We start from the raw sequence: 21,175 nt of genomic DNA, 5'->3' as shown, positions 1-21,175 counted from the left end.
TTATTTGGAAAATGAAGCCGTTAGACTTCTTCCATTTTTCCCAACAGTGCACGCAGACGATCCTGCCAGACATGTTGCTCTTCTTTCAGCTGTGCGTTTTCGCGCACCAGCGACTCGTGATTACCACTCGCCTGCTGAACTTCATGAGACAAGGTGTTGTTTTGCTCTTTCAGTTCTTCGATTTCCATCTGCAACAGAGTAATGGTATCGATCGCTTGCTGAACTTTAGCTTCTAGTTTCTCAAATACTTCAAATGACATTTTTCGGTCCCCTTATGTTCGCAAGGCGCACATCTTATGTTCTGCCGCATCGTCCGGACACGGCTCAAAAATTCCTGCACTTCGCCGATTTCTATAATAAATTCAAATCGCAATAACGTTTGAACTTCACCGGGATTTCAAAAAAACGGCGGGTGTCTTAACGAGTGATTGTATGTAGCCAGCCTTGCCCTGTCTACCAAGAACCCCTCTCTGCACGCAGTCTGTTGCAATTTTGACGGGCTGAGTATCAGGAAATGCTTAAAAAGCAGAGTCACCCTCCAGAAATGTCAGCGAATACCGAATACCCTGAGCGCCATCCGACATGCGCGTTTAGCTTCACAGCCTTCACGGGAATGTCACGGTGTGGGCTTTTTACCGGTCGGCAGGACCTTTCAACACGCGAAATCGCTCATTTTTATGACACAACACACAAAAATCGATTTCGCTATTTCTCGTTTATGCTCGTTAACGATAAATTCACATTACGTTCTCATTTAATGATGAACGGCAAAATCCGATTACGTTCACGTACGCATAACAGAAAAACTATAACTAACCATTAACATCATCCTTAGCAGGATCCAACTATGAGCCAAACCATGAGTTCCACATTAAAAGGTCAGTGCATCGCTGAGTTTCTGGGTACCGGGCTTATCATTTTCTTTGGTGCGGGTTGTGTCGCAGCAATGAAACTGGCCGGTGCTACCTTTGGCCAGTGGGAAATTAGCATTATCTGGGGTCTGGGTGTGGCAATGGCCATCTACCTGACCGCAGCGATTTCAGGCGCACACCTGAACCCGGCGGTGACCGTCGCGTTATGTTTGTTTGCAAACTTTGAAGGACGCAAAGTTCTGCCTTACATCGTGGCGCAGGTCGCCGGTGCCTTCTGTGCCGCAGCGCTGGTCTACGGTCTTTACTACAACCTGTTCTTCGATTTCGAGCAAAGCCATAATATGGTGCGCGGCAGTGTCGAAAGTCTGGATCTGGCCGGTATCTTCTCCACCTATCCAAACCCGCACATCAGCGTACTGCAGGCCTTCCTGGTTGAAACGGTGATCACTGCCATTCTGATGGCGCTGATCCTCGGCCTGACGGATGACGGCAACGGCATTCCACGCGGCCCGCTGGCTCCGCTGCTGATCGGTATTCTGATCGCGGTTATCGGTGCGTCAATGGGTCCGTTAACCGGCTTCGCACTGAACCCGGCGCGTGATTTCGGTCCGAAAGTGTTCGCTTACTTCGCTGGCTGGGGCAAAGTCGCCTTCACCGGTGCACGTGATATTCCTTACTTCCTGGTTCCGATTTTTGGCCCGCTGCTCGGCGCTTCACTCGGTGCCATCGCGTACAAAGCGTTGATTGGTCGTCATCTGCCACATCAGATCAATGATATTGCAGATGAAAAAGCGCCTCAGCCTTCCAAACAGCGTAAAGCCTGATCGGCTAAACTGTTCCAAAGCTAACTTATTCGCAGGATGAAAATTATGTCAGCAGATACGACTCACGAAAAAAAATACATCGTCGCACTTGATCAGGGTACAACCAGCTCACGCGCCGTAGTTCTGGATCACGATGCCAACATCGTCAGCGTTTCACAGCGCGAATTCACCCAGATCTACCCGAAATCCGGCTGGGTGGAACATGACCCGATGGAAATCTGGTCTTCCCAGAGCTCGGTACTGGTAGAAGTGCTGGCGAAAGCCGACATCAACTCCGATCAGATCGCCGGTATCGGTATCACCAACCAGCGTGAAACCACCATCGTGTGGGAAAAAGAAACCGGCAAGCCGATTTATAACGCGATTGTGTGGCAATGCCGTCGTACTGCTGACATCTGTGAAAAGCTGAAGAAAGACGGGATGGAAGAGTACATCCGTCATAACACCGGTCTGGTGGTTGACCCGTACTTCTCTGGTACCAAACTGAAATGGATCCTCGACCACGTTGAAGGTTCCCGTGAACGCGCTGCACGCGGCGAACTGTTGTTCGGCACCGTGGATACCTGGCTGGTGTGGAAAATGACTCAGGGACGTGTTCACGTTACTGATTACACTAACGCCTCGCGTACCATGATGTTCAACATTCATAATCTGGAATGGGATGAACGTATGCTGGAAGTGCTGGATATTCCGCGCGCCATGCTGCCGGAAGTTCGCCCTTCTTCTGAAATTTACGGTCAGACCAACATCGGGGGTAAAGGCGGTACGCGTATTCCTATCGCCGGTATCGCCGGTGACCAGCAGGCCGCGCTGTATGGTCAGCTGTGCGTACAACCGGGTATGGCGAAAAATACCTATGGTACTGGCTGCTTCCTGCTGATGAACACCGGCACAGAAGCAGTAACCTCCAAAAATGGCCTGCTGACGACGATTGCCTGTGGTCCGCGAGGCGAAGTGAATTATGCGCTGGAAGGTGCGGTATTCGTCGGGGGTGCCTCCATTCAGTGGCTGCGCGACGAACTGAAATTGATCAGCGATGCCACAGACTCCGAATATTTCGCCAGCAAAGTGAAAGACACCAACGGCGTGTATGTGGTGCCTGCCTTCACCGGCCTTGGCGCCCCTTACTGGGACCCGTATGCCCGTGGCGCGATCTTCGGTCTGAGCCGTGGTGCAAACAGCAACCACATCATCCGTGCAACGCTGGAGTCTATCGCCTATCAGACGCGTGACGTGCTCGATGCCATGCAGGCTGATTCCGGTACCCGCCTGCAGTCTCTGCGCGTGGATGGCGGTGCGGTAGCGAACAACTTCCTGATGCAATTCCAGTCAGACATTCTCGGTACCCGCGTTGAGCGCCCTGCCGTTCTGGAAGTCACCGCGCTGGGTTCTGCTTTCCTTGCCGGGCTGGCCGTCGGTTTCTGGAACGATCTGGACGAAGTGCGCAGCAAAGCGACCATCGAACGTGAATTCCGCCCAAGCATTGAAACCACAGAACGTAATGTACGCTACAAAGGCTGGCAAAAAGCCGTGGCACGCGTTCGTTCATGGGAAGATCACGACGAGTAATCGCCGCCTTTTTTTCGCCAACACCTTCTTGAAAACTCCCCGTCGGGGAGTTTTTTTATGCGCCTTTCCCATTGTGCTAAAATCCCCCGCACAGATGAGCCTTTGCCTCACCGATCTCTTTTTTCTTCCTACAGGCTTTCCAATGAAACGTGAATTAGCAATCGAGTTCTCCCGCGTGACCGAAGCGGCCGCCCTGGCTGGGTATAAATGGCTTGGCCGTGGCGATAAAAACCTCGCTGACAACGCCGCCGTTCAGGCGATGCGCATCATGCTTAATAACGTCGATATCGATGGCACCATCGTGATTGGCGAAGGGGAAATTGACGAAGCGCCAATGCTGTATATCGGCGAAAAAGTCGGAACAGGCCGCGGCGATGCCGTGGATATCGCCGTCGATCCTATTGAAGGTACCCGCATGACGGCAATGGGGCAATCCAATGCACTGGCCGTTCTGGCCGTCGGCGATAAAGGCTCGTTCCTCAATGCGCCGGATATGTACATGGAAAAAATCGCCGTCGGGCCCGGCGCAAAAGGCGCGATTAATCTGGATCTGACGCTGGCGGAAAACCTCGCAAATGTTGCCCGCGCGCTAAACAAACCGCTGACTGAGCTGACCGTGGCCGTGCTGGCGAAACCGCGTCACGACGAGGCGATTCGAGAAATGCTGGCGGCCGGAGTACGGGTTTTTGCCTTCCCGGACGGCGATGTGGCAGCCACTATTCTCACCTGCATGCCGGACAGTGAAGTTGATGTGTTGTATGGCATTGGCGGCGCGCCGGAAGGGGTGATTTCCGCCGCGGTGATCCGCGCGCTGGACGGTGACATGCAGGGCCGCTTACTGGCACGACATGACGTGAAAGGCGATACCCCGGAAAACCGCCGCATAGGCGAAGAAGAGCTGACACGCTGTCAGGCGATGGGCATTGAAGCAGGCAAAGTGCTGCAACTGGATGATATGGCGCGTAATGACAACGTGATTTTCTCTGCGACCGGCATTACCAAGGGGGATCTGCTGGAAGGCATCAGCCGTCAGGGAAATATGGCGACGACCGAAACGCTGCTGATCCGGGGTAAATCCCGCACCATCCGTCGTATACGTTCGACGCATTATCTCGACCGTAAAGACGCCGCACTGCACGCGTTTATCATCTGAAGCGAGACAAGAAAGGCAAAAGCAGAGCACCTGGCTCTGCTTTTTTTCACCTGAGGAGAGGCTTAAACCCGATGCCCTTGCTCCTGAAGACGATTCGACATCGGCCACCAGCACAGCAAAATCAGTAACGACATCGAAAACATCAGCAACCCCAGACTGAACTGACCGGTTTGCGGCAACATCGCCGATAACCATGCCACCAGCCCCGATCCCATATTTTGTAATCCGCCCACCAGCGCACCAGCCGCACCGGCGAGATACGGGAAAGGCTCCATCGCGCCGGTGGTCGCCAGCGGGAATAACATCCCTGCACCAAAGAAGAACAAGGAGGCCGGAACGATCAGCGTCCAGATGTTCATGATGCCCAGCCAGCCGGGGATCCACATCGTCAGGCCCGCCAGCAGACAGCTGATCACAGAATGCCACATGAGCTGCTGGAAACTTTTCTCAGAACGTCCGGCATACCAGGCGCCAAAAAATGCCGCCGGGATCGGCAGAATAAACAGAATACTGACCATGACGCCGCTCAGCCCGAGAACGCCGCCCATCAGCACGCCGCAGCTGGCCTCAAACACCGCCACACCGGCCAGCGCACCCACCAGCATCACCAGATAACGACTGAAGTTACCGTCCGCCAGCAGCAAGCGCAGACTGCTGAGCATTTTACGAGGCTGATGGTCAGCAGTGAATTCAGGACGGGTTTCCGGCAACCAGCGGTACATTGAAAATGCAACGCCTGCGCAAAGCATCAGCAGAAAACCAAAGCTGGCGCGCCAGCCTAACCATGCAGACAGCGCGCCACCAATCACCGGCGCAAGCAACGGGCTGATCAGAATCCCCATATTCAGCAAACTGTTGGCGTGGCGTAACGCCCCACCACTGTAAAGGTCACGCGGCATTGTCCGCGCCATCACGCCCGCCACGCCGGTTCCCATTCCCTGCACCGCACTGGCCACGATCAGCATATTGAGGCTGGAGGACATCATCGCGCCCGCGGCACCCACCAGAAAAACCATCAACCCGGCCAGGATCACCGGCTTGCGACCAATGTTGTCTGACAGTGGCCCATAGACCAGCTGCGAAGCCCCGTAGGTGATCAGATACGCGGCCATCACCCGCTGCACCGCGCCGGGTTTAACCGACAGACTGGTCGCCATATCGGCGATATTCGGCACGTAAATGGTTTGCGCCATCTGACCGACGGCCACCAGCAAAATCAACATTACCAGCAGGTGAATGTTTTCCAGATTTTTCATTTTTCAGTTCATTATCAAATGGAGTAGGGAAAGTGCAGAATAAATAACCGGTAAATCCGTTTATCTTACGGCGGCGCATAAGTTAACAAATTAAGATGAATAAGCGAGTGTTGCGGCAAACTCTCCGGTGCAACGGATGGCAGCAAGGGGAGCCACTGGTGTAACGCACAGTGTACGAATTTCGACAACAGATAACGGCAGAGGAACAGGCTGATAACATTTAACCGATAAGGGATCGGAAAAAATTGAAATAAAATCAGCACCTACATTCGGTAATCAAAAAAGACGGGAGTTTTTATGGCTGACTGGGTCACGGGAAAAGTCACAAAAGTTGAGCACTGGACGGATAATTTGTTCAGCATCACGGTCAATGCGCCAGCCGATCCTTTTACCGCAGGTCAGTTTGCGAAACTCTCTCTGGAGATAGACGGCGAGCGGGTACAGCGTGCCTATTCCTATGTAAATCCCCCATCCAGCGCTGATTTGGAGTTCTATCTGGTCAACGTGCCGGAAGGGAAGCTCAGCCCTAAACTGCACGTCATGCAGCCCGGCGACGAGATTCAGATCACCAAAGAGGCCGCAGGATTTTTCGTGATTGATGAAGTTCCGGAATGTGACCAGCTGTGGATGCTGGCGACCGGCACCGCCATCGGGCCGTATCTGTCCATTTTGCAGGAGGGCCAGGGGCTGGAACGTTTTAAACACATCGTTCTGGTTCACGCCGCGCGTTTCTCCGCCGATCTCAGCTATTTGCCTCTGATGCAGGAACTACAACGCCGTTATGAGGGCAAACTGCGCATTCAAACCGTCGTCAGCCGCGAAGAAATCTCAGGTTCACTGTCTGGCCGTGTACCGGCGCTGATTGAAAGCGGTGCGCTCGAGGAGGCCGTTGGCCTGAAAATGTCAGCGGAAGACAGCCACGTTATGCTGTGCGGAAATCCTCAGATGGTGCGCGATACCCAGCAGGTTCTGAAAGATACCCGGGGCATGCGCAAACACCTGAAACGTAAACCGGGCCATATGACCAGCGAACATTACTGGTAGATTTCGCCGCAACGTTATTTGAATTTGACCTCGTCCGGCTCCGGGCCAAAGCGATTTGTGCCCGGCGTCCCCACGAAAGCGCCACAGTCGACGATCAGCATGATGAAAATCACCGAAGGCGCCAGACGGCCTAATACCCAGCTCCATGTCTGCGGCATCGCTGCCGCCCAGTTTCCGGCCACCAGCATCCATGCCAGCACAAACAGCAGCGCCCACCATGCCGATTTATTACGGTCATGCAACCTTTTCACCAGCACAGCGGCGGTCGGCCACAGTAAAACCACCAGTGCAAATCCGGCAGACTGATAGGTGACCCATCCCTGTGCAGCAAAGAAAAAATCTGCCGCCATCAGAATCAGCCAGCTGACCATCCAGAGCCAAAAATCCCGTCGGCCCATGCGGCCATTAAAAGAAAACAGTGCGTGCTGTAACGTCATTGACAATCAGTTCCGTAGAAGACAATGGGAGTAAAAAGTGAAGCCGGAGCGAGTGTAACCCAGCGATCGCCGCCATGAGAATGTTTACGGTCTCCTTTTGACATTACCCCCTGATCCCCGCTTTAATCGGTCTATACAGAGAGGATAAGAAAAATACTATGAATGCTGCAAAATCCATTTTATCTCTGGCGCTACCGGTTTTGCTGACGCTCGCAGGCCCGAACATTGCCCTTGCCGATCCGCCCGCTGAACATTCTGGCGCAGAAGAGATGCCGAAAGCACCTTACCTTTTGGCCGGCGCCCCGACGTTCGAAACAACCCTGATCAACTTTCGGGCAAAGTACAATGAAGCCAATCCAACGCAACAGATTGGTGAATTCCGCTCGATAAATGAAAAAGCGGCCAACAGCCCTCTGACCCGCGCGGCCAGTAAAATTAATGAAAATCTGTATGCCTCTACTGCACTTGAAAAAGGCACCGGTAAAATCAAAACGCTGCAAATCACTTATCTTCCTATCCAGGGGGCAGAAGAAAAGGCCGCCCGCACTCTGGCGATGAGCTATATGGCTAACCTGATGCGCCAGTTCGATGCCACCCTTTCGACAGAGCAAAGTGTGGCAAAAGTGGCGTCGTTGATCCAAAAAGGGAAAGGCCAGCAGTTTTATCAGCAGGAAGTTGGCGCGGTCCGTTTTGTGGTTTCGGATAATGGCGAAAAAGGCCTGACGTTTGCCGTTGAGCCGGTCAAGCTGGCCCTGGCTGAGCCATGAGATGACGGTTTTTAATGACGAAAAGCAAAGCCTTTATCTTCAATGATCTCTATACTGTTGCACAGGTAATCTGCTTGTTTGGCAGAAATTTTAATCGACATTCGCGTCCCCTTTTGGAGGAAAAAACATGCGACATCCATTAGTGATGGGTAACTGGAAGCTTAACGGTAGCACCCACATGGTTAACGAACTGATTGCTGCTCTGCGCACTGAACTGAGCACGGTCGAAGGTTGTGGCGTTGCGATTGCTCCACCAGAAGTTTACCTGTCACAGGCTAAACACGCTCTGGCTGGCAGCCGCATTGCGTTGGGCGCTCAGAACGTTGACGCTAACCTGTCCGGCGCATTCACCGGTGAAATCTCTGCCGACATGCTGAAAGATATCGGTGCGAAATACATCATCATCGGTCACTCAGAACGCCGCACTTACCACAAAGAAAGCGATGAGTTCATCGCCAAGAAATTCGGCGTGCTGAAAGACGCTGGCCTGATCCCTGTTCTGTGCATCGGCGAAACTGAAGCAGAAAACGAAGCGGGTCAGACTGAAGCCGTTTGCGCTAAACAACTGGACGCCGTTCTGACCACCCTGGGCGCAAAAGCGTTCGAAGGTGCGGTTATCGCTTACGAACCCGTATGGGCGATCGGTACCGGCAAATCAGCCACGCCTGCCCAGGCTCAGGCTGTACACAAGTTCATCCGTGACCACGTTGCAAAACAAGACGCTGCGGTTGCTGAACAAGTGATCATCCAGTACGGCGGTTCTGTTAACGCGGCTAATGCGGCAGAACTGTTCACTCAGCCAGACATCGACGGTGCACTGGTTGGCGGCGCGTCACTGAAAGCAGATGCTTTCGCTGTGATCGTTAAAGCGGCAGCTGAAGCTAAACAAGCGTAAGCCTGTTTCTTTCGCGCACAAAAAACCCCGGCACGCCGGGGTTTTTTATTGCCTGAATTTACTGCTCGGCATTAACGCTTAGAGATTTGGTCGAAAATCCCGTCAGTCGCGAAGTGCTCTTTCTGCGCCTGAGCCCAGGTGCCTGCAACCTGATCAATGGTGAACAGCTTCAGTTTAGGGAATTCAGACGCGAACTTTTTCTCTACTTCAGGATCACGTGGACGATAATAATTTTCCGCCGCGATAGTTTGGCCTTCCGGTGAATACAGGTATTTCAGATAAGCGTCTGCTACGGTGCGACTGTCACGCTTGTCGACCACTTTGTCCACCACAGAAACTGTCGGTTCAGCCAGGATTGACTCACTCGGTGTCACAATTTCAAACTTGTCTTTGCCGACTTCCTTGGTCGCCAGCAGCGCTTCGTTTTCCCATGCGATCAGCACATCACCGATACCACGCTCAACGAAAGTGTTGGTTGCGCCACGGGCGCCGGAATCCAGCACTTCGACGTTTTTATACAGCGCTTTCACAAAGTCCTGCGCTTTGGCTTTGTCATTATTGTTGTGATGCAGGGCATAACCCCACGCAGCCAGATAGTTCCAGCGTGCGCCGCCTGACGTTTTAGGGTTCGGCGTAATCACTGACACGCCCGGTTTGATCAAATCATTCCAGTCATGAATTTGTTTCGGGTTGCCCTTACGCACCAGGAACACAATGGTGGAGGTGTAAGGCGCGGAGTTATCCGGCAACCGGGTGATCCAGTTCTTATCGATGCGACCACGTTCAGCAATCGCATCAACATCATAGGCCAGTGCCAGGGTCACAACGTCTGCTTCAATACCATTGATGACTGAGGTGGCCTGCTTGCCCGAACCGCCATGCGACTGGCGTACTGTGACCGTGTCGCCGGTTTTTCCCAGCCAGTATTTGCTGAAGGCTTTATTGTATTGCTCATAGAATTCGCGGGTTGGATCGTACGACACGTTCAGAATCTGAATGTCTTTGGCAATCGCCCCTGTTGCTACCAGCAGTAAAGCCAGGCCTGCACCCCATTTACGCATCGCACTCTCTCCCAGAAGTAGTTTCTATGAATTTCATTTGTTTGGTCTGATGAAGAGAGCCTGCCAGAGAAAAAGAAAACGAATAAAGAATAAAAGGTTTTTTACTATTACTTTATGGAATAACCAGAAAGCAGGTCAAAAAAAACCTCCCGTTAAGGAGGCTCTTTCACACAAGTAAAATTCTGTTTTAGAACAGTTTTTTCGCTGTGTCGTACCAGTCTTCTTTGAATTTACTTTTCTTGTTCTCTGGGGAAATACACACAGAGATTAATTCATGGACCATTTTCTCGTTTTCAACACCGACGCAGAAACCGCCATGGGTGTAGTCACGGCCTTCTTCCAACAGCAGGTCGACGGCATAAGCGCCCATGCGGGAAGCCAGGATACGGTCGTAAGCGACTGGCGCACCGCCGCGCTGGATGTGGCCCAATACGGTGCCACGCGTTTCACGACAGGTTTCTTTCTCGATGTATTTAGCCAGCTCATCGATATCATCTAACTTTTCAGTGATAGCAACGATAGCGTGCTTTTTACCTTTCGCGATACCGGCTTTAATTTCAGCAACCAGATCATCACGTTTGAATTCAACTTCAGGAATAGCGATAAACTCGCAACCACCGGCAATGGCAGCTGCCAGAGTCAGGTCACCGCAATAACGGCCCATCACTTCCACGATAGAGATACGCTGATGTGAAGAGGAGGTATCACGCAGGCGGTCAATCGCTTCAACCACAGTACCCAGCGCAGTGAAGAAACCGATAGTGTAGTCGGTACCCGCTACGTCGTTATCGATAGTTCCTGGCAGGCCGATGCAACGAATGCCGCCTTCTTTCGTCAGCAGGTCTGCACCTGCGTAGGAGCCATCACCCCCGATCACTACCAGGCCGTCGATACCGCGATCTTTCATATTCTGCAGGGCAACTTTACGCATGTCCGGATCACGGAACTCAGGGAAACGCGCAGAACCCAGGAAAGTACCACCGCGGTTGATCATATCTGACACGCTATAGCGGTCCAGTTTTCTCATGCGGTTTTCATACATGCCGAGGTAGCCATCTTCAATACCGAAAACTTCCAAATCTGCCGATAAAGCCGCACGCACAACGCCACGGATCGCAGCATTCATGCCTGGGGCATCGCCACCGCTTGTCAGTACACCAATTTTTTTGATCATGACTACCTCTGAACTTGTAGATGCAATTTCTTAAGAATTTTGAGCCTGCCTGTTGGGCGAATTTACTTTAAGCAGCCAAAGGGCTTATTAGCGTTTGAGCCTATAGTATAACAAAACACCGGAGCTGAATTGATTCAAGTCAGCAAGAACTCGCTTACAACGCTCTGTACTTCGCAATTTACTGATTCATACGGCTTTTACAACATATTTCCCGTTCGTTACAGACAGATTTCCAGCTTGTTAATTCAGCTTTATGAGAAAGAGGGCAAACTCAGGACAAAAAAAACCCCACCTTTCGGTGGGGGAAGACAGGGATGGTGTCTATGGCAAGGAAAAACAGGGATCTTACTCGGTCGTGCTGGTACTACTCGTCTTCTGGGCAGAAGAGGGTTGTAAGCCAGATAACTGCATTTGCATTTGTTTAATGCGCTGCTCGTGTTTCTGGTTCAATACGTTTTTTTGCTCAGGCGTCAGCAGATTAAACATCTGATTGCGGATGCGGGCCATTTCAACCTGTCGATCCACCTGCTCCTGAGCCATCAATTCGGCTTGCGCCCGAACAGCCTGCTGATCGAATTTCTCAGCGGTAACCAGGCGGTGCATTGTTTCTAACTGTTCTACATTAATATCAGGCAAATCTTTACGTGCCTGATGCATGAGGTCACGCATTTGCTGTCGTTGTTGCTCCGTCAGATTTACACCATCAAACATGGTGTTGCGATCCTGAGGCTTCTCCAACATCGTGCTATTATGTTCTGCTGGCATCGCCGACATCGGTTTTGCACCCTCTGCTAAAGCGACACCTGAACCCAGTGTCAGTAGCGTGGCCAAACCCAGTGAAGCTGCCTTAAACATCACACACTCCTAAAGTCTTTATCGCTTATCGCGAATCATTGAAAAGCAGTCTAAACCTGCTGCTGCAAACAAGCGTCAGTGCTTGTAAAAGTACGTAAAGTCATGGAATAGCGGCAATTGATGACGTATTTTGCGTCTAGAGGTAAATACAATGAATAAAATTTTGTTAGTTGATGATGACCGTGAACTGACTTCACTTTTGAAAGAATTGCTCGAAATGGAAGGCTTTAATGTTGTGGTTGCTCACGATGGTGAGCAGGCATTAGAGAAAGTTGATAACACCATCGATCTGCTGTTGCTTGACGTCATGATGCCGAAGAAAAACGGCATTGAAACCCTTAAAGAATTACGCCAGCGCCATCAGACGCCGGTGATTATGTTAACCGCTCGCGGCAGTGAATTAGACCGTGTTCTTGGCCTCGAACTGGGTGCCGATGACTATCTGCCAAAACCGTTTAATGACCGTGAACTGGTTGCCCGCATTCGGGCGATGTTGCGTCGTTCCAACTGGAGTGAACAACAGCAAACCAATGAGAACAACGGTTCCCCTACGCTGGAAGTGGATGGCCTGCAACTTAACCCGGGGCGTCAGGAAGCCAGCTTCGATGGTGAGGCGCTGGACTTAACGGGGACCGAATTTACCCTGTTGTATTTACTGGCAAAACATCTCGGCCAGGTGGTTTCCCGTGAACATCTGAGTCAGGAAGTGTTGGGTAAACGTCTGACGCCGTTTGACCGCGCGATTGACATGCATATCTCGAATTTGCGCCGTAAATTGCCCGACCGTCAGGACGGACATCCGTGGTTTAAAACCTTGCGCGGACGCGGCTATCTGATGGTTTCTGCTTCATGATAAACAGCCTTACGGCACGCATTTTTGCCATTTTCTGGTTCACATTAGCCCTGGTGTTAATGTTGGTACTGATGGTGCCGAAACTCGATTCACGCCAGATAACGCCGTTGCTCGATAACGAACAACGGCAAGGCCTGATGATTGAACAACACGTCGAAGCTGAGCTGGTGAACGATCCGGCAAATGATTTGATGTGGTGGCGCAGATTGTTTCGCGCAATTGATAAGTGGGCTCCGCCCGGCCAGCGTTTACTGCTGGTCACCAGCGAAGGTCGTGTGATAGGCGCACAACGCAATGAAATGCAGATTGTGCGTAACTTTATCGGTCAGTCTGATAACTCAGATCGTCCGAAAAAGAAAAAATACGGTCGTGTTGAAATGGTTGGCCCGTTCTCAGTTCGGGACGGCGAAGACAATTACCAGCTCTATCTGATGCGCCCGGCCAGCAGTTCTCAGTCTGATTTCATCAACCTGATGTTCGACCGTCCACTGTTGCTGCTCATCGTGACCATGCTGATAAGCGCCCCGCTGCTGCTTTGGCTGGCGTGGAGTCTGGCAAAACCGGCGCGTAAGCTGAAAAATGCGGCAGACGACGTGGCGCGGGGAAATCTGAAACAGCATCCGGAGCTTGAAGCCGGACCGCAGGAATTCCTCGCTACCGGCGCCAGCTTTAATCAGATGGTGAGTGCGCTCGAACGCATGGTGACGGCACAGCAACGCCTGATTTCGGACATCTCGCATGAGCTGCGAACACCTCTGACGCGTCTGCAACTGGCTACTGCGCTGATGCGCCGTCGTCACGGTGAAGGTAAAGAGCTGCAACGCATCGAAAACGAAGCCCAGCGTCTTGATAGCATGATCAATGACTTACTGGTGCTTTCACGCAGTCAGCATAAGAATGAGTTGTCCCGGGAAACGCTAAAAGCCAATGAATTGTGGGCTGGCGTGATTGACGATGCGCAGTTTGAAGCCGAGCAAATGGGCAAAACGCTGGAAGTAACGTCACCTCCGGGTCCGTGGAAACTCATCGGTAATGCGGCTGCTCTCGACAGTGCACTGGAGAATATTGTGCGTAACGCCCTGCGTTATTCACATCACCATATCGCACTGAATTTCGCCCACGACAGTGACGGGATCACCATTACCGTAGACGATGATGGTCCTGGCGTCAGTGAAACCGACCGTGAACAGATTTTCCGTCCGTTCTATCGCACTGATGAAGCGCGGGATCGCGAGTCTGGCGGTACCGGGCTTGGCCTGGCTATCGTCGATACTGCCGTTCAGCAGCACCGTGGTAAGGTCAGGGCGGAAGACAGCCCGTTGGGTGGCCTGAGACTGATTATCTGGCTGCCACTGCACCAGCGTTAAGTTTCTGCTATTCTGCGTCCCTCTATCAGGGGGACGCATGCTTAACATCGTTTTATTTGAACCAGAAATCCCGCCAAATACCGGCAACATTATCCGCCTTTGTGCCAATACCGGCTGTCAGCTTCATCTCATCGAACCCCTGGGTTTCGGCTGGGACGATAAGCGTCTGCGCCGTGCCGGGCTGGATTACCATGAATTCGCCAATATCAAACATCATGCGAATTACGACGCCTTCCTCAGCAGCGAAAATCCACAACGCCTGTTTGCACTGACCACCAAAGGTACGCCCGCGCACAGCGCCGTCAGCTATCAGGACAATGATTTTTTAGTGTTCGGCCCCGAAACCCGCGGCCTTCCGGCATATATCTTAGATAACCTGCCCGCCAGACATAAAATCCGCATTCCAATGCTGGCAGAAAGCCGCAGCATGAATCTGTCGAATGCCGTTTCGGTGGTGGTGTATGAAGCGTGGCGCCAGCTGGGATACCCTGGCGCATTACTGAAGGAATAACGGGGCGGCAAGAGAAGAGAATGGCATGCAGAGGCATGCCATCAAAGTGTCAAATCCCATCTCCGAATTCGAAACCCTGCACAATACCGTTAAAGTGCTGATCCATATCCATTGAAGGGCGTTCGCTCTCCGGCCTGCCGACGATGCGTGCCGGCACACCTGCAGCGGTTGTGTGTGCGGGTACTGACTGCAATACCACTGACCCCGCACCGATTTTTGCACCCACGCCAACTTCAATGTTACCGAGAATTTTCGCGCCTGCGCCAATCATCACACCTTCACGAATTTTCGGGTGGCGGTCGCCGCAAGTTTTACCGGTACCGCCGAGTGTGACCGATTGCAGAATCGAAACGTCATTTTCTACCACGGCAGTTTCACCAATCACAATCCCGGTGGCATGGTCGAGCATGATGCCGCAACCAATGCGTGCCGCCGGGTGGATATCCACGCCAAAGGAAACGGAAATTTGATTCTGGAAATATATCGCCAGCGCTTTGCGGTCCTGCTTCCACAGCCAGTTGCCGATGCGATAAGCCTGCAACGCATGGAACCCTTTCAGGTAAAGCAGCGGGGTGGAATATTTGTCGACGGCGGCATCGCGCTGATGCACCGCCAGGATGTCGCGCGCGGCAGAAAGAATCATTTGTTCATCGTTGCGATAGGCTTCTTCGACAACTTCACGGATCGCCATCGCAGGCATGATCGGGTTACCCAGCTTGTTGGCAAGGATGTAGCTCAGCGCGCCGCCCAAGGTTTCATGCTTAAGTAACGTCGCGTGGAAGAAGCTCGCCAGCATAGGTTCACACTCAGCCAGTGCTCGCGCCTCTGATTTAATGTTATTCCAGACCAGCTCTAATTCTTCTAACGACATCACTGTTCCTTACGACTTTGCAAGTTCGGATAATAAAAAGCCGCCCTGTCGGGAACACCAACAAGGTGGCTATTCTTCTCATTCGCCTGTCAGTGGCTGTGTTTTTCGTCCTTGCTCGCACGGGCAAGTAAACTGATTGCGGCCTCACGGGCATCTTTACCGCAGTAAAGCACCTGATAAATCTGTTCCGTGATCGGCATTTCAACGTTATTACGCTGCGCCAGAGCCCGTACTTCTTTGGTATTGCGGTAACCTTCAACAACCTGGCCGATGGTGTCCTGAGCGGTCTGAACATCCTTGCCTTGCCCCAGCATAATGCCGAAACGGCGGTTGCGGGACTGATTGTCTGTGCAAGTTAACACCAAATCACCTAAACCTGCCATGCCCATAAAGGTGGCAGGATCGGCGCCTAAAGCGGAACCTAAACGCGTCATCTCCGCCAGACCACGGGTGATTAACGCCGTTCTGGCATTGGCGCCAAAGCCAATACCGTCAGACATCCCGGCTCCGATGGCAATCACGTTTTTAATCGCCCCGCCCAGCTGCACACCGATAAAATCAGGGTTGCTGTAGACACGGAAGCTTTTGCCGCAATGCAGCAACTGCTGTAAATCTTCGGCAAAACTGGCATCGGTCGCCGCCAGAGAAATTGCCGTTGGCATACCTGCCGCCAGTTCTTTGGCGAAGGTTGGGCCGGAGACAACCGCTAACGGAATAGCATCACCCAGCTCTTCACGCGCGACATCCTGCAACAACCGACCGGTTTCTGCTTCAAGACCTTTCGTCGCCCACACGACTCGCGCATCAGGGCGCAGATGTGGTTTCAGCTGACGCAGCACATCACCAAACACATGGCTCGGCACAACAACCAGCACATTACGGCTGGCCGCTAACGCGACGGACAGATCAGTCTCAAGCAGTAAATTGTCAGGAAAAGGGACATCAGGAAGGAATTCCTGATTACAACGGGCACGTTGTAAGGCGTTGATGTGGTCGGGATTGTGTCCCCACAGCACAACGGGATGGCCATTTCTGGCAAGAGTAATTGCTAAAGCGGTGCCGTACGATCCGGCACCGATTACAGTCATTGACGCATTGACGGTTTTCATCAGGCATCCTGATGTGGTTCAGCACCTTCGGTTTCAGCTTGCTGTTGCAGATAGTTCATGAACAGCGCGTCGAAGTTAACAGGTGCCAGATTCAGTTGCGGGAAGGTACCGCGGGAAACCAGGCTGGTGATGCACTCACGGGCATACGGGAACAGAATGTTCGGGCAATATGCGCCCAGGCAATGTGCCATCTGGTTGCCATCAATACCGGAGATGCTGAAGATACCGCCTTGCTGAACTTCGCACAGGAACGCCGTTTCGTCGCCCAGTGAAGAAGTTACTGTTACACGCAATACCACTTCGTACACGCCTTCAGCCAGCTGGCTGGATGCGGTATCAAGATCCAGTTTCACTTCTGGTTGCCAGTCTTGCTGGAAAACCTGAGGTGCATTTGGCGCTTCGAAAGAGATGTCTTTGGTGTAAATACGTTGGATCTGGAAAGCCATCTCGGTGTTGTTTTGTTCTGACATGTGAGTAGTACCCTTGAGTTAATAGTCCTTTTAAACACTTAACGAAAATACGCTGCCGCCAAATTAACCCAGCAACGGGTCAAGGCCACCGCGTGCATCAAGTGCATGTAAATCATCGCAACCGCCAACGTGCTGTCCATCGATAAAAATCTGAGGAACGGTGGAACGACCGCTACGGGCGATCATTTTTTCACGTTTATCTGCATCGCCATCAATGGCAATTTCATCGAATGAAGCGCCCTTGCTGTTCAGCAAAGCTTTCGCACGATGGCAATAAGGACAGGTTGCCTTGGTGTAGATTTCAATTTTAGCCATGTGTTCCACCTCTAAGTCGTAGATTTTAATGCCGTTGCGATTGGGCTGAGATCTTACTTACCGCGCGCCAGTGGCAGGTTTTCACCGCTCCAGCCGCTGATGCCTTCTTTCAACGTGAACACACGCTCAAAACCGGCGGCGATCAGGCCTTCAGCTGCAGTACGGGAAGTTTGGCCCGTTGCACACACCACGATGACCGGCTGTGCTTTGTGTTTTGTCAGCTCACCCAGATTGTTGCTTTTAATGTCTGTGGTCAGCACATTTAAAGAGGTGGCGATGTGGCCTTTGCGGAACTCTTCACGCGTACGCACATCGACAACGACGGCATCTTCTTTGTTGATCAGGCGGGTTGCTTCACCACGGGTGATCTCTTTCACTTTAGAAAAACGTGTTTTAAAGGTGGTCACAATTACTGCAATCAGTAACGCAACCCACGCCAGGCTGAGAACCGGATGCGCACTGATGAATGGCATAATATCTTGCATGGGGTGTAGCAACTCCCGTCAGTTGGGGGAAAATTCAAGGCTTCAGAGTATACCTGCGCGTCGGAGCAAATACAGCCAGTATGCGCGGGCTAATGCCACAATCTGCGGCACATCCCGAGAAATTAGCACGCCTTTATGGCGAAAGTTAACCCTCACCTCACCCCATCTTTGATCTCTCACGGCTATTCACCTTTCCCGCTGAGGTAAAATCAGCCCGCGTAAATGTCCATAGCCGCGCCCGTTTCCCCTGTTGAGCCGGCGAGGCTATTGAGCATTTCATCTTTCAAACTGAGGTCAATTGACATGTCGAGCAACAAAAAACCGATGGTTCTGGTGATTCTTGATGGTTACGGCCATCGTGAAGAGCAACAAGACAACGCCATTCTGAATGCCAAAACACCTGTGATGGATTCTCTGTGGGCGACCCAGCCTCATACACTGATCGCCGCATCCGGCCTGGACGTTGGCCTGCCTGACGGCCAGATGGGTAATTCTGAAGTCGGCCATGTCAATTTAGGCGCGGGTCGCATTGTGTATCAGGACCTGACCCGCCTTGATAAAGAGATCAAAGAAGGCGATTTCTTTAATAATAGCGTACTGACTGCCGCTGTTGATCGCGCCGTCAGCGCGGGCAAAGCCGTCCACATCATGGGTCTGCTGTCTGCAGGCGGCGTGCACAGCCATGAAGACCACATCATGGCGATGATTGAACTGGCAAACCGTCGCGGCGCAAAAGCGATTTATCTGCATGCATTCCTCGATGGCCGTGATACACCGCCGCGCAGCGCAGAATCCGCTTTAAAACGCTTCTCTGAAAAATTCGCTGAAATCGGCACTGGCCGTATCGCCTCCCTTATTGGCCGTTACTACGCCATGGATCGTGATAACCGCTGGGATCGCGTACAACTGGCCTATGACCTGATGACACAGGCAAGCGGCGCGTTCACCGCCGATACCGCATTAGCAGGCCTGCAAGCTGCGTATGCCCGCGATGAAAATGATGAATTCGTGAAACCTACCGTCCTGCAAACAGCCGGTGAAGAAACCGCAGCCATCAACGATGGCGATGCGATGATCTTTATGAACTTCCGTGCTGACCGTGCACGTGAAATTACCCGCGCCTTTATCAGCCCGGACTTCGACGGTTTTACCCGCGAAAAAGTGATTAACTTCGGCGATTTCGTGATGCTGACCGAATATGCCGCTGACATTGATGCTGCCTGCGCCTACCCACCGGCGTCGTTGAAAAACACCCTGGGCGAATGGCTGATGGCGCATGACAAAACGCAACTGCGCATCTCTGAAACCGAAAAATACGCCCACGTCACCTTCTTCTTTAATGGCGGGATGGAAGATGCGTTTACGGGTGAAGATCGTATTCTGGTGAAGTCACCGAACGTCGCCACGTATGATTTACAACCGGAAATGAGCTCTGCTGAACTGACAGACAAACTGCTCGGCGCCATCGCCAGCGGTAAGTACGACGCCATTATTTGTAACTACCCGAATGGCGATATGGTCGGCCATACCGGTGTATACGAGGCGGCAGTCAATGCGGTGGAAACGCTGGATAAATGCGTCGCGCAGGTTGTTGATGCAGTGAAAGCCGTCGGCGGCCAATTGCTGATCACCGCTGACCACGGTAACGCAGAGCAAATGCGTGATCCCGCGACCGGTCAGGCGCACACCGCGCACACCAGCCTGCCGGTTCCACTGATTTATGTGGGTGGCAACGCAGTGGCAGTGGAAGGCGGTAAACTGTCTGATATCGCACCGACCATGCTCTCACTGATGGGAATGGACATTCCGCCAGAAATGAGCGGCAAACCGCTGTTTATCGCGCGTTAATTTCCGAAAAAGCGCTGAAACACAGGCGTATCAGCTCAGGCTGGTACGCCTTTTTTGTTTGTGCATCAGCCGGTTGATTAGTGTTACGATACGGCCAGGGACAGCCATATTGTCTATCATCCACGGTCGACAAGCGGAAAAAAGTTTGAGCAAATTCATTCATTTCAGCCTGATGAGAAATCGCCTTTCCGCTTCGGACAAGGGCGCATCCGCCTTCCCATCTTCAGCCTTATTACTCTGTGCCTCATTACTGACGCTTTCCCTGAATGCCCACGCTGATGACAATAAAGATCAGCTCAAAACCATTCAGCAAAACATCGCAGAAAAAGAAAAAAGCGTTAAGCAGCAGAAACTGCAACGCGGCACATTGCTGCAACAATTGCAGGCGCAGGAAAAAACCATTGCTTCAGCCAGCAGCGAACTTCGCGCCACACAATCCACGCTAACCACGCTCGGTAAAGAGATCTCCGGGCTGACGGCGTCTATCGACAAGTTGCAGAAACAGCAAAAAACCCAGGAAGCCATCCTCGCCAAACAGCTCGATTCCGCTTTTCGTGTGGGCCAGCATAAAGGTCTGCAACTGCTACTCAGCAGTGAAGAAAGCGAACGCAGCGAGCGGATCCTGGCGTATTTCGGCTACCTGAACGAAGCCCGGCAGAAGAGCATCGAAGAACTGAAAAAAACGCGCACCACGCTTGGAGAACAGCGGGTTTCTCTGCAATCCAAACAAACCCAACAGAAAAGCCTGTTAGGCGAGCAGCAAACCCAGCAGCAAAAGCTGGAGCAAGCTCGATTAGCACGTAAGAAAACGCTGACGGCGCTGGAATCCTCTTTGCAAAAAGATGAACAGAGCCTGACTGAGCTGCGCGCCAACGAATCCAGTCTGCAAAACAAAATTGCCGCCGCTGAACGTGCGGCAAAAGCCCGTGCAGAAAAAGAAGCACGTGAGGCCGCGGCGGTCAGGGCCAAAGAGCAGCAGGCGAAGAAAAAAGGGTCAACCTATAAACCCACCCAAAGCGAGCAATCACTCATGGCGCGTACGGGCGGGTTGGGCAGACCATCAGGCCAGAATATGTGGCCGGTGAATGGTTCGTTGATACACCGTTTCGGCGAACAGTTACAGGGTGAACTACGCTGGAAAGGCATCGTGATTTCAGCGCGTGAAGGCAGTGATGTCCGGGCGATCGCTGAAGGCCGCGTTATTTTGGCAGACTGGTTACAAGGCTATGGTCTGGTTGTGGTCATTGATCACGGCAGGGGCGATATGAGTTTGTACGGATACAACCAGGATGCGCTGGTCAGCGTAGGCGACCAGGTGAAAACCGGTCAGGCTATTGCCAAAGTAGGGAACAGCGGCGGACAAGGCCAGCCATCGCTGTATTTTGAAATTCGTCGTCAGGGCCAGGCCGTTAATCCACAGCCGTGGTTGGGAAGATAGC

General features: G+C 52.3%; 22 protein-coding genes. 11 read left to right on the top strand and 11 right to left on the bottom strand.

Annotation, left to right across the window (positions count from 1 at the left end; translation table 11 throughout):
• Positions 1–20: 20 nt before the first annotated feature.
• Positions 21–260 (bottom strand): cell division protein ZapB, encoded by a 240-nt coding sequence (zapB, locus tag ABSH60_RS10145; protein WP_056774584.1) that lies wholly within the window; start codon positions 258–260, stop codon positions 21–23.
• A 587-nt stretch (positions 261–847) separates the two neighbouring features.
• Here zapB and ABSH60_RS10140 point away from each other — a divergent pair.
• The 3 genes from ABSH60_RS10140 (at position 848) to glpX (ending at position 4,418) form a co-directional block, all read left to right on the top strand.
• A complete protein-coding gene (locus ABSH60_RS10140) occupies positions 848–1,696 on the top strand; it encodes an MIP/aquaporin family protein (RefSeq protein WP_056774579.1) in 849 nt (282 codons plus the stop codon).
• A 45-nt stretch (positions 1,697–1,741) separates the two neighbouring features.
• Entirely contained in the window at positions 1,742–3,265 is a 1,524-nt protein-coding gene (gene glpK, locus ABSH60_RS10135; protein ID WP_056774575.1) for a glycerol kinase GlpK, read from the top strand.
• Positions 3,266–3,407: 142 nt separating this feature from the next.
• Complete coding sequence (gene glpX, locus ABSH60_RS10130; protein WP_136375877.1) at positions 3,408–4,418, top strand: class II fructose-bisphosphatase; 1,011 nt, start codon at positions 3,408–3,410, stop codon at positions 4,416–4,418.
• Positions 4,419–4,480: 62 nt separating this feature from the next.
• Here the strand turns inward: glpX and emrD are convergent, their stop codons facing one another.
• A complete protein-coding gene (gene emrD / locus ABSH60_RS10125; protein ID WP_390973813.1) occupies positions 4,481–5,674 on the bottom strand; it encodes a multidrug efflux MFS transporter EmrD in 1,194 nt (397 codons plus the stop codon).
• 297 nt (positions 5,675–5,971) lie between these two features.
• On the opposite strand from emrD, the gene fpr reads away from it, so the two are divergent.
• Positions 5,972–6,718 (top strand): ferredoxin--NADP(+) reductase, encoded by a 747-nt coding sequence (gene fpr / locus ABSH60_RS10120; protein ID WP_056774565.1) that lies wholly within the window; start codon positions 5,972–5,974, stop codon positions 6,716–6,718.
• 14 nt (positions 6,719–6,732) lie between these two features.
• Here fpr and ABSH60_RS10115 read toward each other — a convergent pair whose 3' ends face one another.
• A complete protein-coding gene (locus ABSH60_RS10115) occupies positions 6,733–7,155 on the bottom strand; it encodes a DUF805 domain-containing protein (RefSeq protein ID WP_056774563.1) in 423 nt (140 codons plus the stop codon).
• Between the two features lie 158 nt (positions 7,156–7,313).
• On the opposite strand from ABSH60_RS10115, the gene ABSH60_RS10110 reads away from it, so the two are divergent.
• A complete protein-coding gene (locus ABSH60_RS10110) occupies positions 7,314–7,922 on the top strand; it encodes a DUF1454 family protein (RefSeq protein WP_056774560.1) in 609 nt (202 codons plus the stop codon).
• A gap of 127 nt (positions 7,923–8,049) precedes the next feature.
• A complete protein-coding gene (gene tpiA / locus ABSH60_RS10105; protein ID WP_122097084.1) occupies positions 8,050–8,817 on the top strand; it encodes a triose-phosphate isomerase in 768 nt (255 codons plus the stop codon).
• 71 nt (positions 8,818–8,888) lie between these two features.
• Here the strand turns inward: tpiA and ABSH60_RS10100 are convergent, their stop codons facing one another.
• The 3 genes from ABSH60_RS10100 to cpxP form a co-directional block, all read right to left on the bottom strand.
• Entirely contained in the window at positions 8,889–9,878 is a 990-nt protein-coding gene (locus tag ABSH60_RS10100; protein WP_056774555.1) for a sulfate ABC transporter substrate-binding protein, read from the bottom strand.
• 187 nt (positions 9,879–10,065) lie between these two features.
• Positions 10,066–11,052: a 6-phosphofructokinase gene (pfkA, locus tag ABSH60_RS10095; protein WP_056774553.1), complete on the bottom strand. Its 987-nt coding sequence runs from the start codon at positions 11,050–11,052 to the stop codon at positions 10,066–10,068.
• 345 nt (positions 11,053–11,397) lie between these two features.
• Complete coding sequence (gene cpxP / locus ABSH60_RS10090; protein WP_056774550.1) at positions 11,398–11,907, bottom strand: cell-envelope stress modulator CpxP; 510 nt, start codon at positions 11,905–11,907, stop codon at positions 11,398–11,400.
• Positions 11,908–12,058: 151 nt separating this feature from the next.
• Here cpxP and cpxR point away from each other — a divergent pair, with 151 nt between their 5' ends.
• The 3 genes from cpxR to trmL are packed head-to-tail and all read left to right on the top strand — an operon-like array spanning position 12,059 to position 14,638.
• Positions 12,059–12,760: an envelope stress response regulator transcription factor CpxR gene (gene cpxR, locus ABSH60_RS10085; RefSeq protein WP_056774547.1), complete on the top strand. Its 702-nt coding sequence runs from the start codon at positions 12,059–12,061 to the stop codon at positions 12,758–12,760.
• A complete protein-coding gene (cpxA, locus tag ABSH60_RS10080) occupies positions 12,757–14,127 on the top strand; it encodes an envelope stress sensor histidine kinase CpxA (protein WP_056774544.1) in 1,371 nt (456 codons plus the stop codon). Before cpxR ends, cpxA begins: the two co-directional genes overlap by 4 nt.
• Before the next feature lie 37 nt (positions 14,128–14,164).
• Positions 14,165–14,638, top strand: a complete 474-nt coding sequence (gene trmL / locus ABSH60_RS10075) for a tRNA (uridine(34)/cytosine(34)/5-carboxymethylaminomethyluridine(34)-2'-O)-methyltransferase TrmL (RefSeq protein WP_056774541.1) — start codon at positions 14,165–14,167, stop codon at positions 14,636–14,638.
• Positions 14,639–14,687: 49 nt separating this feature from the next.
• Here trmL and cysE read toward each other — a convergent pair whose 3' ends face one another.
• The 5 genes from cysE to ABSH60_RS10050 all read right to left on the bottom strand — a co-directional run bounded on the left by cysE (position 14,688) and on the right by ABSH60_RS10050 (position 17,888).
• Positions 14,688–15,509 (bottom strand): serine O-acetyltransferase, encoded by an 822-nt coding sequence (cysE, locus tag ABSH60_RS10070; protein WP_056774538.1) that lies wholly within the window; start codon positions 15,507–15,509, stop codon positions 14,688–14,690.
• Between the two features lie 89 nt (positions 15,510–15,598).
• The gene (gene gpsA / locus ABSH60_RS10065; RefSeq protein ID WP_056774536.1) at positions 15,599–16,618 is read right to left on the bottom strand and encodes an NAD(P)H-dependent glycerol-3-phosphate dehydrogenase; all 1,020 of its coding nucleotides are present in this window, start codon (positions 16,616–16,618) and stop codon (positions 15,599–15,601) included.
• A complete protein-coding gene (secB, locus tag ABSH60_RS10060) occupies positions 16,618–17,088 on the bottom strand; it encodes a protein-export chaperone SecB (protein WP_056774533.1) in 471 nt (156 codons plus the stop codon). The genes gpsA and secB overlap by 1 nt, the downstream gene beginning before the upstream one ends.
• Positions 17,089–17,151: 63 nt before the next feature.
• Positions 17,152–17,403 carry a glutaredoxin 3 gene (grxC, locus tag ABSH60_RS10055; protein WP_056774530.1) on the bottom strand — a complete coding sequence of 84 codons (252 nt, stop codon included), beginning with the start codon at positions 17,401–17,403 and terminating at the stop codon, positions 17,152–17,154.
• A 53-nt stretch (positions 17,404–17,456) separates the two neighbouring features.
• Positions 17,457–17,888, bottom strand: coding sequence for a rhodanese-like domain-containing protein (locus ABSH60_RS10050; protein ID WP_056774527.1), 432 nt, complete (start codon positions 17,886–17,888; stop codon positions 17,457–17,459).
• Positions 17,889–18,191: 303 nt separating this feature from the next.
• Between ABSH60_RS10050 and gpmM the strand changes: the two genes are divergently transcribed.
• A complete protein-coding gene (gene gpmM, locus ABSH60_RS10045; RefSeq protein WP_136376075.1) occupies positions 18,192–19,736 on the top strand; it encodes a 2,3-bisphosphoglycerate-independent phosphoglycerate mutase in 1,545 nt (514 codons plus the stop codon).
• Between the two features lie 172 nt (positions 19,737–19,908).
• Positions 19,909–21,174 carry a murein hydrolase activator EnvC gene (envC, locus tag ABSH60_RS10040; RefSeq protein ID WP_390975726.1) on the top strand — a complete coding sequence of 422 codons (1,266 nt, stop codon included), beginning with the start codon at positions 19,909–19,911 and terminating at the stop codon, positions 21,172–21,174.
• The last annotated feature ends 1 nt before the right edge of the window (position 21,175 follow it).

Source organism: Rahnella sp. R3(2024), assembly GCF_042920125.1.
GTDB lineage: Bacteria > Pseudomonadota > Gammaproteobacteria > Enterobacterales > Enterobacteriaceae > Rahnella > Rahnella rivi.
Note: the sequence above shows the minus strand (reverse complement) of the source record. Positions and strands in the feature narration are given on the sequence as shown.